This is a genomic window from Larkinella harenae (assembly GCF_054780515.1).
Window position 1 is genome coordinate 924,590 of record NZ_BAAGWE010000002.1, and the last position, 13,204, is coordinate 937,793.

Below are 13,204 nucleotides of genomic sequence, written 5' to 3' on the forward strand. Positions count from 1 at the left end.
AGTTACGTTGCCGTTTTCCGACCCCGGTTTGTTCCTATCTTTGAGGCTATATTACCTGCATCGTCATGGAAAAACCGTTGGTCGACGGGCCGTACCGGCTGAAGAAATTTCCGGGCAAAGGGGGCTGGACCTATGCCGAACTACCCGAAGTTTCGCCGGACAAAAAAGCTTACTTCAACTGGGTAAAGGTCAGGGGCCTAATTGATGATTACGAGATCAAAAGCGCGCAGTTGATGCCGATGGGAAACGGTAGACTGTTCCTGGCGGTCAAGACCGAAATTCGGAAGCAAATTGGCAAACAGGAAGGGGATTGGGTACACATTACGCTGTATCCCGAACAGCTACCGGTGGACACCCGGAAAGACCTGCTGATCTGCCTGGAAGATGAACCCGCTGCCCAGCGGGCTTTTCTCAACGCTACAGCTGACGAGCAAAAGGCTTATATCGACTGGATTGATGCGGTGAAAAGCGACGATGCCAAAATAGAGCGCATGGCTCAAACCATAGAACGCTTGTTGAAAAGGCAGAAGATCTAAAATTGGTATACGGTTTTCGGTTTACAACCGAAAACCGTATACCCTACACCATTAAATTTTCACCGCCTGACGAGCCAGCAGTTTCCACTCGCCTTTTTGTTTTACCCAGACCATCAAAACCGCTAGTTTGGCCGTGCCGGGAACGCCCTTGTTATTCGTGTTTCCCGCCAGCTTGTGGCGCACCCAGGCCGCATTATCCACCACCGTCACGGTTTGTTCCGTTAAATCAATGGATGTAAAATCCGACTCACCGCTTGTTAATGCTTTGACAAAAGCCGCTTTATCCTCCACCAAACCGTTGGAGTGCCCATACGTCAGCTGATCGGTCGTGATGGATTCCAGAACGGTTTTATCGGCATCGACGATGGCTTTCCGCAATTTTTCAACGGCTTGTTCCACCGCCTGTTTTTCATCTTTTTTGACAGGCTCGGTCGCCATCACAGTTCCGGTAACAAGCAACAACAGAATGAGGCTTCTCAGGATTTTCATAAGTAACTGAATTTGAATTGATAAAAGGATAGATAGAGCCGCAACGGCGGACCATTGAGAAAAGCGAATAAAGATTTCGTACGATACCTTTACCGGCCTCTCTTGTCTAAAAATTAGTTAGTTTCCAGCAATACCAATACATATTCCTTACCGGATTCGGTGGCCAGGTCGTACAGCCAGACGCCGTTGGCGGGCGTTTCCGGTGTAGCGGTTTGGAATTGGTTTTCCGGCTGCTGGTAAAAAGGGTTCGTATTCTTACCGCTGGCGGTTTGCAGACGGGTTTTTCCATCGCCTTTCAGTGCGTTCGTCACCCGCAACCGACAGTTGCCGCCCAGCGCCGAACGAACAGCCACACGGGTTAGCTTTCCGGCTTTCCAGCTGAGGTCCAGTTCGAAACCACCCCGCGCTTTCAGTCCTTTCACCTCGCCCGTGGCCCAGGCATCGGGCCGGGCGGGCAGCAGGTTCAACAACCCGTCGTGGCTTTGCAGCAGCATTTCGCCAATGCCCGACGTACCACCAAAATTTCCGTCGATCTGGAACGGTGGATGAGCACAGAAAAGATTCGGATACGTGCCTCCCCCTTTGGCATAATCGGTGCCCTCCATACCGGTCAGTTTCAGCAATTCGCGCAGCAGTTTGTAGGCATGATTGCCATCGTGCAGCCGCGCCCAGAAGTTAATTTTCCAGGACTTGCTCCAGCCCGTTCCGCCATCACCCCGGATTTCGAGCGTTTTGCGGGCAGCATCGGCCAACGTTGGTGTTGTCAACGGAGAAACTTCCCGGCCCGGATGCAACACGTACAGGTGCGAAACATGACGGTGCTGCGGGTCTTCGTCTTCCCAGTCTTTATACCACTCCTGCAAATTGCCTTTTTTCCCGATCTGCAACGGAAATAACTTGCTTTTTTTTGCCGCCAACTCGTTGCGAAAATCCGCATCCACGCCCAACTGAGACGACGCCTGAATGACATTGGAAAACAAATCCCAGATCAGGCCCATATCCATCGTGGTGGCCACCGAAACCGATTGCTTGACACCCTGATCGGTGATAAAAACGTTCTCGGGAGAGGTTGCCGGTGCGGTTACCAACCGTCCCTGCTTGTCTTCCACCAGCCAGTCGAGGCAAAACAAGGCAGCGTCTTTCATCAGCGGATACGCGTAGTCGCGCAGGTATTTCTGATTGCCGGTATAAAGATAGTGGTCGTACAGATGCTGACAGAGCCAGGGACCGCCCACGGCCCAGTTGGCCCACGACGGACTGCCTTTGCCTTTGTCGCCCACCGGATTGCTGGTTGCCCAGAGATCGGAGTTGTGGTGAACGGTCCAGCCGCGGGCGTTGTAAAAGTTCTTCGTGGTTTCACGACCGGTGACTGCCATATAACCAATCCAGTCCAGCAGCGGTTGATGCAATTCCGACAGATTGACCATTTCTGCCGGCCAATAATTCATTTCGGTATTGATGTTGGTGGTGTAGTTACTGCTCCAGGGTGGGCGAACCATCGGGTTCCAAAGCCCCTGCAAGTTGGCCGGTATGCCACCGGGCCGCGAACTTGAGATCAACAAATACCGACCGAACTGAAAATACAACGCTTCCAGTTCGGGGTCAGCCCCGCCCTCCGCGTAGCGTTTCAGCCGTTCGTCCATCGGCAAAGTAAGCGCTGGCGACGCGCCCAGCGAAAACGTCATCCGTTTGAAAAACCGGTTGTAATCCGCCACGTGATCCCGCCGAAGTACAGCAACGGTTTTGGTCAGGGCTTTTTTCAGGTACTTATCGGCCAGTTGCTTTTCATCCCGTCCGTCACGATCCGGGCATTTATCGAAACCGTTGAAACTCGTGGCCGCCGTCAGCAGCAAAACCGCTTCGGTCGCGTTCTGAATCCGGATGCCAGCGGTGTCGGCCGAAACCGTTCCATCGGTCGAACGGACCTTTACACGCCAATCGAACCGCATGCCCCGGCAGCCCGTTGGGTCATTATAGCTGACTGGTTGCGCATTGTAATTGACATAATTGGGGTCAGCGTGCGCCGGTGCTTTTCCGCGAACAATTACGCCATCGCGTCCGGACACGGTTTTTGTAATTGGGTGAACACTCCGCACCGCGGCTGTCACGTTGAGTGCCCCTTTTTTACTGGCCGTCAGACGCAGCACAATGACTTCATCCGGTGCCGAAGCAAAAATTTCGCGGGTGTAGGTGACGCCATCGGATCGGAAACGGGTGGTTGTGCTGGCGTTTGTGATGTCCAGCTCCCGGGTATACTCCGTGGGCGCACCCGTCACGTTTTGTTTCAATACCAGATCTCCCAGCGGCTGGTAGGCTTCGGTATACAAGCCCTGTACTTGCTGCGTTAGCGTAGCCGCCTTGGCATAATCTTCCCGAAAAAGGGCTTCTCGGATTTGGGGCAGGTAGTTGGCCGCGCCGGGGTTGGGGTTGCGGTTGACCGGCCCGCCCGACCAGAGCGACGATTCGTTCAGCTGAATCAACTCATCCGTCACCCGTCCAAACACCATAGCACCCAGTCGGCCGTTCCCCACCGGCAACGCTTCATTCCAGTTTCGGGCGGGCTGGCGGTACCAGATCGGGGCTGTTTTTTGGGCAATAACCGGAAAAACCGTCAGTCCGAGCAGACTAATGCCAATCGTTTTCCGGATCAGGAATAACAAGGTACGCGTTCGAATAAAATGCATGATTATAAAAGCGGCCAGATCAACAGAATTACTTGCATCGCGCGCACGCTCATGCTTTGTTATATACTTTCAAAATTGGCTCCCGCAGCATCTTTCCGGCTCCGAAGGTTACAAAATCCACCAATTTGGCAATGTCATCGGGGCTAACCCAATCGGAAGGATTGGCATCCGGCATGGCTTCCCGGTTGGCGGGCGTATCGATGACGCTCGGTACCAGAACCGTTGAAACAACATTCTTATTCTTTCCGGCAGCGTTGAGAATTTCGGACAACTGAATGACCAGCGCTTTCGATAAAGCGTAGGCCACCATGTGTTGCCCCGCCGATGACACGAGCGCCGGACGAGCCCCCACCAGCACCAGCCGTCCGCCGTCCGGTTGCCGGCTCATCTGATCAAAAACCGGGCGGGCCATCTGATACGTTGTCTGAAAATTCAGGCGGATCATGTGGTCGATGGCCGAAAAATCCGTTTCTTCCAATGAACCCATTGCAAAACCGCCCACCAATAAAACCGCAGCATCGATGCTTCCGTAGTCGGCCGTCACTTGCTCCACCAGCGACCGGCAACCGGCTTCGTCAGTTAAGTTCAGTTCGTGCGTAACCAGATTGGATTGTGGTTCGAGCGAACGCCCACCGGGTTCGAGGGTTGCCACAACGTTGTGCCCGTTGTTCAAAAGGTTTTGCGTAATGGAGCGCCCTAGCCCACCGGCTCCGCCGGTCAATAAAACGGTAGACATGTGCTTCGGATAATGGGTGAAAGCTCAAAATAACGGACTTCTCGCCAAATAAAAAACCAGACCTTTGTGGTTAGCGTCCCGGCCAAACAAACCGTTAATACATTTGGCCGACCCGGTTTCAGCAGAAAATTGACTCTTCTACCGGTCCCGGCTCTCGCTTCGGTGGAGTCCGATACGGAGAACCGAGACCAAACCGTTCGTCCCTATTTACCCGTCACTTTTCCAGCTTACTCAGGCCGGAATCACCGTAACGACAATTGACTTGGACGTGGGCGTCAGACTACCTTCGGCCATGTGGTTGAGCGGCAACAGCACGTTGGTTTCCGGAAAATAAGCCGCGGCACAGCCACGCGGAATATTGTAAGGAACCACCAGAAACCGTTCGGCCTTCCGGACTTTTCCTTCGTACCGGCTTTGCAGGTTCACCACCTGCTGCGGTTTCAGGCCCCGTTGCGCAATGTCGTCGGTGTGCATAAACACAATCCGTCGCTCGTTGTGAATTCCCCGGTAGCGGTCATCAAGACCATAGACCGTTGTATTGAACTGATCATGACTCCGGATGGTCATCAGCAGCAATTCATCGGGTTGTAGTGCGTGCTTCTCGGGCACGTTCACCGAGAAGTGTGCTTTGCCATCTTTGGTCGTAAATTTCCGTTCGCGGGGACCATTGGGCAGGTAAAAACCGCCCGGTTTCCGGACGCGCTCATTGTATTGGTCAAAACCGGGGACAACCTGTTCGATCAAATCGCGGATGTGGTCGTAGTTGCCCATCAGCTTGTCCCAATTGACGGTATTTGGCCGCCCCCGAAAAACCGCTTTAGCCAGCTCCGCCACGATTGCCGGTTCGCTTTTCAGATGCCGGGAAACCGGTTCCAACGTTCCGTGCGATTGCTGCACCACACCGGTGGTGGCTTCGGTTGTCACAAACTGATCGCCTGATGCCTGGGTGTCGCGGTCGGAGCGCGCCAGACAGGGCAAAATCAGCGCCGTTTCGCCGTGAATCAGGTGACTGCGATTTAGTTTGGTTGAAACATGAACGGTCAACCGACATTTCTGGAGCGCTTCGGCGGTGTAATTTGTATCCGAAACCGCCATCAGAAAATTCCCGCCCATCCCAACGAAAACCTTGGCTCGCCCCTCGTGCATGGCCTGCACGGCATCAACCGCACTAAAACCGTGCTCGCGGGGCGGCTCAAAACCAAAGACGGTTTTCAATTTATCCAGAAACTCGGGTTTTGGCCTTTCCCAGATGCCCATCGTCCGGTCGCCCTGCACATTGCTGTGCCCCCGAATTGGAGCGGCCCCGCCCCCTTCAATGCCAATACTACCTTTCATCAACAGCAGGTTAATAACCTCGTTGATCGTCTGAACGGAATTGCGGTGCTGCGTGAGCCCCATCGCCCAGCAAATAATGATTTTCTTTTTGTGTTTGATGGCATCCACCGCCTGTTGAACCTCTTCCAGCGACAGGCCGGTTTGCCCCACCAGGTCGCTCAGGTCGAAGTGCTCCAGGCTGTTGACAAAGTCGTCGTAACCCGAGGTGTATTTTTCGATAAACGGTGCATTAATCACCAGCCCCGGCGTTTTCTTTTCTTCCTCCAGCAGGAGCTTGCAAATCGCCTTCAAAAAAGCCAGGTCCGAGTTGATCCGGATTTGCAGGTACAGATCGGTTAGTTTCTGCCCACCCAGGATCATGTCACGGGGACTTTGCGGGTATTTAAAAGCCAACAACCCCGTCTCGATCAGCGGATTGACGGCGATGATGGTTGCTCCGTTGCGCTTGGCCTGTTCCAATGGAGTCAGCATACGCGGAGCGTTGGTGCCCGGATTTTGCCCCATGATCATGATCACTTCGGCTTTTTCCAAATCCTCGTAAACAATCGAAGCCTTACCCAGACCGATGGTTTCGGCCAGCGCCACCGAGGTCGATTCGTGACACATGTTGGAGCAGTCGGGCAGGTTGTTTGTTCCGAACTGCCGCACGAAAAGCTGGTACAGAAAAGCCGCTTCGTTGCTGGTCCGGCCGGAGGTATAAAACGCGGCTTCGTTGGGCGAATCAAGCGCGTTCAGCTCGTCAGCAATTAGTTGAAAAGCATCGTCCCAACTGATCGCTTCATAGTGTGTTTGTCCTTTCCGAATCACCAGCGGTTGCGTCAACCGGCCTTGCTGCCCGAGCCAGAAATCGTCTTTTTGGAGCAGTTCCTGCACAGCGTAACGCTGAAACAAAACCGGAGAGGCCGTGTGCCGGGTCATGACCTCGTCGGCGACGGCTTTGGCCCCGCTTTCACAGTATTCGGCAATAGAAGATCGATGACCGTCGGGGTCAGGCCAGGCACAGCTTGGGCAGTCGTACCCGTCTTTCTGATTCAACTCAATCAGTGCTTTCCACCCCCGCACCAATTCTGTATTGCGAAAAACATGGCGAAACGATTGAGTGATGGCTGTCAGGCCAGCAGCGGTTTCGGTGGGCTTGGTAATTTTTAAGCCCGTTAAGGTATCAGGAGCAAGTTTCATCAAGTTTGTGGTCTGGAAAAAAAGGGTCGGCTGGGTAGCAGCCGGGCTTCTTCAGGAATGAACACGGGTAGGTAAAAGCGTATACTGATTGTACCGATTGTCGCGAACAAAACCGAGCAGGGTGATACCCGCTTCCTGGGCCAGTTCAACGGCCAGGCTCGATGGCGCGCCCACAGCCGCCAGCAACGGCACGCCCGCCATCCAGCATTTTTGCACCAGTTCGAAGGCCACGCGCCCACTAACCAACACACCAAACCGGCTCAGGGGCAACCAATTTTGCCAGAAAGCCGCCCCGATGAGTTTGTCCAGCGCATTATGCCGGCCAATGTCTTCCCGGACCAGTAGCAACGCTCCCGCTTCGTCAAACAGGGCCGCTGCGTGCAGCCCGCCCGTGTGAGCAAAAGCCCGCTGTGCCTGCCGAAGTTTTTCGGGTAACCCGTGGATCACGGCCGAATCCACCGAAAAATCGCCGGGTAACGGCCCTGAACAAACCGTCTGTACGGCTTCAATCGACGCTTTGCCGCAGATACCACAACTGGATGCCGTATAGCTGTGCCGTTCGAGCCGGTGCCAGTCAACGTCGACGTCCGGTTGCAGTTCCACCCGCAGCACGTTTCCTTTCTTTTCGGAATCGGTAACACAATGTCGAATCGATACGATCTGAGACGGTTTTTGGACGATGGATTCGGTAAAAAGAAACCCCAGGGCCAGTTCTTCATCGTGCCCCGGCGTTCGCATGGTAACGGCTACGCTGCGCTGCTGTCGGTCATTGAGCGGTCCGTACCCCAGCCGGATTTCCAGCGGTTCTTCCACCGCCAGCAAATCAGCGGCTTCCTGTGGCTCAGCATCTTGGGTGATTTTATGGAGCGTTACGGGGGAGACGGCCTGCATAATTGTATGATTTATACTAAAAACTCCGTTTGTAAAAAAGAGTTTACCCGCGTCTGAATGATGGTGGAACTCAATACAATAACGGAATTAACCGTCATAAAAATAATTTTTCGTGCACAAAATAGGACAGTACATGAAAGTCAGCCTATGATTCGCCTTTATCTTTGGGTATAAGTTCGATAAAATCATCTTATAGGATTCGATATAACGCTCAGAAGAATCAATCGCGTCGGCGTTCCGACATCAATTCGATATGCTCAGTACGAACAACACACGGCAGGCGAACGAGTTTCGTCATGTAAGTTATTTGTGGGACGAAGCCAAAGCCGCCGAACTGGCCGGTGACGAAGTGGCCCTCCTTATCTATCGTTCCAACCTCTTAGGAGCCGACCTCCGGCTGACCAATTACGGTGGAGGAAACACGTCCTGCAAAACCGTGGCGAAAGATCCACTGACGGGCAAAGAAACCGAAGTGATGTGGATCAAAGGATCGGGTGGCGACCTGGGTACGATGAAGCGTAGCGGTTTGGCGGCCCTGTACGTCGACCGGTTGCGGAGTCTGAAAAATATCTACCGGGGTATCGAATTCGAAGATGAGATGGTCGAGTTGTTCAACCACTGCATTTTCGATCTGTCGTCCAAAGCGCCATCGATTGATACGCCCCTGCACGGTTTTCTGCCGTTTGCGCACATCGACCACCTGCACCCGGATGCGGCCATTGCCATTGCAGCCGCTAAAGATGGTAAAAAAATTACGCAGGAGTTGTTCAACGGTACCATCGGCTGGGTTGACTGGCAACGTCCGGGCTTCGATCTGGGGCTGAAGCTGGCCGAATGCCTGGAGCAGAACCCCGGCATCCGGGGCATCATGCTGGGCTCGCACGGTTTGTTCACCTGGGGCGATACGGCGTACGAAAGCTACATCAATACGCTGGAAGTCATTGAGCGTTGCGCAGAATACCTGGAAGAAAACTACGGTAAAAACCGTCCGGTTTTTGGCGGAGCCAAACTGGAGAGTCTCGAGAAAGAAGCCCGTCTGCAACAGGCCGCTACACTGGCGCCGGTGCTGCGCGGTTTCTGCTCGAACAGAACGTCGATGATCGGCCACTTCACGGACGATGAACGGGTGCTGGAATTCATCAACTCCAACGACCTCGATCGGCTGGCTCCGCTCGGCACCTCCTGCCCCGACCACTTCCTGCGGACCAAAATCAGCCCGCTCGTGCTCGATCTGAAACCGGACGAAGACGTGACGGATACCAAAGCAATTCAGGAAAAACTGACCCCGGCTTTTGAAGCGTACCGGGCGATGTACGAAGACTATTACGAAACCTGCAAACACCCGAACAGCCCCGCCATCCGCGACAAAAACCCGGTGGTGATTCTGTGGCCGGGCGTGGGCATGTTTGCTTTTGCCAAAGACAAGCAGACGGCACGTGTGGCGGCTGAGTTTTACACCAATGCCATTAACGTGATGAAGGGTGCCGAAGCTATTTCGGAATACACCTCGCTGCCCCGTCAGGAAGCGTTTGATATTGAATACTGGCTGCTGGAAGAAGCAAAACTGCAACGGATGCCGAAACCCAAACCGTTGTCGGGCAAGATTGCCCTGATCACCGGCAGCGCGGGCGGTATCGGCAAAGCCATCGCCAAGAAATTTGTGGCCGAAGGTGCGGTGGTGGTCATTAACGATAACGACCCCGAACGGCTAAAAGGTGCTGATGACGAATTCCGCCAGCAATACGGCCGGGATACGCACACGGCGGCCACGCTGGATGTAACCAGTGCCGACACCATCAGCAAGGCGTTTGACGCGGCTGCGGTATCGTTCGGCGGGGTTGACATTGTGGTCAACTGCGCTGGTCTGTCGATCTCGAAACCGATCGAAGAACATACCGAAAAAGACTGGGATCTGCTGTACGACGTCCTGGTGAAAGGCCAGTTCCTGGTGACGCAGAAGGGCGTCGAAATTATGCGGAAGCAAAAACTCGGTGGCGACGTGATCAACATTGCCAGCAAGAACGGGCTGGTGTCCGGCCCGAACAACGCGGGATACGGTTCGGCCAAAGCCGCTCAATTGCACCTCAGCCGCCTGAATGCCGCTGAATTGGGCAAAGATCACATTCGGGTTAATGTAGTGAATCCGGATGCGGTGATTTCCGACAGTAAAATCTGGGCGGGTGCTTGGGCCGAAGGCCGCGCCAAAGCATACGGTGTGACGGTGGAAGAACTGCCGGCTTACTACGCCAAACGGACCTTACTGAACGAAATCATTCTGCCCGATGATATCGCCAATGCTTGTTTCGCGCTGGTGGGCGGTTTGCTGAACAAATCTACCGGTAACGTCCTGAATGTAGACGGCGGAGTAGCGATGTCATTTGTGAGATAAAACAAGTTGTTACACAGGGTTAATCAGAGACCATCAGAGGTTACCAGGTTTTTTCTCTGATTAACCCTGATCAACTCCGATTAACTCTGTGTAACAACTCCCCTAAACCCCTAACCTCGTATGCAACTCGAAGGTTATCAGATTGCAGATCATAACAACAAGCTTCAGGATGCGCACCAGCGCAAACTTTCCTACTGGACGGATGAAATCGCCAATGCCGAAACGATCATCCAGAAACTGATTGATTTCCAGATTGCCATTCCAAGCTGGGCGCTGGGAACGGGTGGCACGCGCTTCGGCCGCTTTCCGGGCGGTGGCGAACCCCGTTCGCTGGAGGAAAAAATTCAGGATGTTGGTTTGCTGCACGCGTTGAACAAGTCGAGCGGGGCTATTTCACTGCATATTCCGTGGGATATTCCGAAAGACGGGGAAGCCATCAAGAGCCTGGCCGCCAGCTACGGGTTGCAGTTTGATGCAATGAACTCTAACACGTTTCAGGATCAACCCGACCAACCACTGAGCTACAAGTTTGGCTCGTTGCAGCACGTCGACCGGGCGGTTCGGCAACAGGCGATTGAGCACAATATTGAGGTCATCAAACACGGTGTTGCGCTGGGGTCCAAATCACTAACGGTTTGGCTATCTGACGGTTCCTGTTTCCCCGGTCAGTTAAATTTCCGGAAAGCGTTCGAACGCACGCTGGAAAGTTTGCAGGAAATTTACGCGGCTCTGCCCGACGACTGGAAGGTCTTCGTGGAATATAAAGCCTTCGAGCCCAATTTTTATTCGATGACTGTTGGCGACTGGGGTTCTTCTCTGTTGTTTGCCAACAAGCTCGGCCCAAAAGCCTACACCCTGGTTGACCTGGGTCACCATTTGCCCAATGCCAATATCGAACAGATTGTTGCGTTGCTGCTGATGGAAGGCAAACTGGGCGGCTTCCATTTCAACGACTCCAAGTACGGCGACGATGATTTGACCGTGGGCAGCATTCGCCCTTACCAGCTCTTCCTGATCTTCAATGAACTGATCGATGGAATGGATAGCAAAGGCATGAATCATGCAACCGATCTGGGCTGGATGATCGACGCAAGCCACAACGTCAAAGACCCCCTGGAAGATCTGCTGCAATCGGTTGAAGCCATTCAACTAGCGTATGCCCAGGCCTTGCTGGTCGACCGGGCCGCGCTGGAAGAAGCCCGTGAAGCCAACGATGTGGTCCGGGCTCAGGAAATTTTGCAGGAAGCGTTCCGCACAGACGTCCGCCCGCTGGTCGCCGAAGCCCGACGCCGGGCCGGTGGTGCCCTGCAACCCCTCGCTTTATTCCGCCAACTGGACGTTCGCCAGCAACTCATTGGCGAACGCGGACTGAAAACTATTGCAACAGGTCTTTAATCAAAGAGCGAACGAATGAAAGAGTGAAAGAGCGGCAGATTAACGCGGCAGCCACTCTTTCGCTCTTTCGCTCATTTACTCTTTCACTTTATGAAAACGCCAGTTATTGCCATCTTTGACATCGGGAAGACGAATAAGAAACTGTTTCTTTTCAACGAGCGGTACGAAATTGTCTGGGAACGATCCGAACCGTTTACCGATATTGTGGATGATGACGGCGACTCCTGCGAAGACCTTACCCGTTTGACAAACTGGGTACAAACGCTGTTGCGGGAGGTACTCACCTTGCCTGAATTTGAGGTTAAGGCGCTGAATTTTTCAACGTACGGCGCCAGCTTTGTGTACCTGGACGAAGAAAGCCGCCCAATTGGCTATCTTTACAACTACCTAAAACCGTATCCGGCGACCATTCGCAAAAAATTCTACGATACCTACGGAGATGAAGCAAAGCTCGCCATGGAAACGGCTTCTCCGGCGCTGGACAGTCTGAATTCAGGCCTGATGCTGTACCGAATCAAATACGACAAACCGAAGCTGTTCCGCCGGATCTGGTACTCCCTGCATTTGCCCCAGTTTTTGAGCTACTTGTTTACGGGCCAGGTGCTAACCGATGTAACCAGCATTGGTTGCCACACGATGCTTTGGGATTATACCCAAAACGAGTACCACAACTGGGTTGTTAGCGAAAAGCTCGACAAGCTCTTTGGTCCGATTTTTACGTCCGACAGCGTGCTTAACGCGATCTGGCTCAATCACCCGCTCAAGGTTGGCGTAGGTTTGCACGACAGCTCGGCGGCCCTGATACCGTACCTGGCCTCTTTCCAGGAACCGTTCGTGCTGATTTCAACCGGTACCTGGTCGATCAGCCTGAACCCATTCAACACCGTTCCCCTCACGGCGGAGGAGTTGCAGTACGACTGCCTGTGTTACATGCACTACAAAGGCCAGCCCGTCAAAGCTTCGCGATTATTTGCCGGTTATGAACACGAGCAGCAGACGAAGCGATTAGCCGCCCATTTTCAAACCGCCGACAACTATTACAAACAGATTGATTACAACGCAGACACAATCCACTACCTGCGCGAATCACGCCCCAATGCCGATAACCGGTTCGATGAAGTGAAAGCTCCTCCTCTCCAGGAGTCGCTGTTCCGGCACCGTGATCTGGCAGCTTTCCGGAACTACGAAGAAGCATACCACCAACTCATGCTGGACATTGTTGCCCAGCAGTTGGTCTCAACCAACCTGGTGATGGATAATTCGCCCGTCAAGCGCATTTTTGTCGACGGCGGATTTAGCAAAAACCCAATATACATGAACCTGCTGGCGGCTGCATTCCCGCAAACCGAAGTTTTTGCGGCTTCTATGGCGCAAGCCACGGCGTTGGGGTCAGCCCTGGCCATTCACCACCACTGGAACACCAAACCGCTTCCCGGTGATACCATTGAACTGAAACATTACGCAACCGCCGGGCGATACGCCGTTTGATGGTTTTTGCAGATCAGCAGTCTGATCGTCCGGCTTTCCCATTCTGTTCTGAAAGACCTCTTTTTCAGCCGCGTTTCCACGC

9 protein-coding genes are annotated in these 13,204 nt (G+C 53.6%); 4 read left to right on the forward strand and 5 right to left on the reverse strand.

The features are described 5' to 3' along the window. The first annotated feature begins 65 nt into the window (after positions 1-65). Positions 66-536 (forward strand): YdeI/OmpD-associated family protein, encoded by a 471-nt coding sequence (locus ACYVH9_RS15100; RefSeq protein ID WP_460637195.1) that lies wholly within the window; start codon positions 66-68, stop codon positions 534-536. Positions 537-587: 51 nt separating this feature from the next. On the opposite strand, the gene ACYVH9_RS15105 is transcribed toward ACYVH9_RS15100, so the two are convergent. The 5 genes from ACYVH9_RS15105 to fdhD all read right to left on the reverse strand — a co-directional run bounded on the left by ACYVH9_RS15105 (position 588) and on the right by fdhD (position 7,850). Then, positions 588-1,025 carry a nuclear transport factor 2 family protein gene (locus ACYVH9_RS15105; RefSeq protein WP_460637196.1) on the reverse strand — a complete coding sequence of 146 codons (438 nt, stop codon included), beginning with the start codon at positions 1,023-1,025 and terminating at the stop codon, positions 588-590. A 113-nt stretch (positions 1,026-1,138) separates the two neighbouring features. Next, a complete protein-coding gene (locus tag ACYVH9_RS15110) occupies positions 1,139-3,709 on the reverse strand; it encodes a glycoside hydrolase family 95 protein (protein WP_460637197.1) in 2,571 nt (856 codons plus the stop codon). Positions 3,710-3,758: 49 nt separating this feature from the next. Next, a complete protein-coding gene (locus ACYVH9_RS15115) occupies positions 3,759-4,445 on the reverse strand; it encodes an SDR family NAD(P)-dependent oxidoreductase (protein ID WP_460637198.1) in 687 nt (228 codons plus the stop codon). Positions 4,446-4,676: 231 nt separating this feature from the next. Continuing rightward, a complete protein-coding gene (locus ACYVH9_RS15120; RefSeq protein WP_460637199.1) occupies positions 4,677-6,959 on the reverse strand; it encodes an FdhF/YdeP family oxidoreductase in 2,283 nt (760 codons plus the stop codon). A gap of 51 nt (positions 6,960-7,010) precedes the next feature. Further along, a complete protein-coding gene (gene fdhD, locus ACYVH9_RS15125) occupies positions 7,011-7,850 on the reverse strand; it encodes a formate dehydrogenase accessory sulfurtransferase FdhD (protein ID WP_460637200.1) in 840 nt (279 codons plus the stop codon). Between the two features lie 253 nt (positions 7,851-8,103). Between fdhD and ACYVH9_RS15130 the strand changes: the two genes are divergently transcribed. From ACYVH9_RS15130 to ACYVH9_RS15140, 3 genes are all read left to right on the forward strand, one after another. Continuing rightward, positions 8,104-10,239: a bifunctional aldolase/short-chain dehydrogenase gene (locus ACYVH9_RS15130; RefSeq protein WP_460637201.1), complete on the forward strand. Its 2,136-nt coding sequence runs from the start codon at positions 8,104-8,106 to the stop codon at positions 10,237-10,239. Between the two features lie 120 nt (positions 10,240-10,359). Then, on the forward strand, positions 10,360-11,634 hold the full coding sequence (locus ACYVH9_RS15135; RefSeq protein ID WP_460637202.1) for a sugar isomerase: 1,275 nt from the start codon (positions 10,360-10,362) through the stop codon (positions 11,632-11,634). A 90-nt stretch (positions 11,635-11,724) separates the two neighbouring features. Further along, entirely contained in the window at positions 11,725-13,122 is a 1,398-nt protein-coding gene (locus tag ACYVH9_RS15140; protein ID WP_460637203.1) for an FGGY-family carbohydrate kinase, read from the forward strand. The last annotated feature ends 82 nt before the right edge of the window (positions 13,123-13,204 follow it).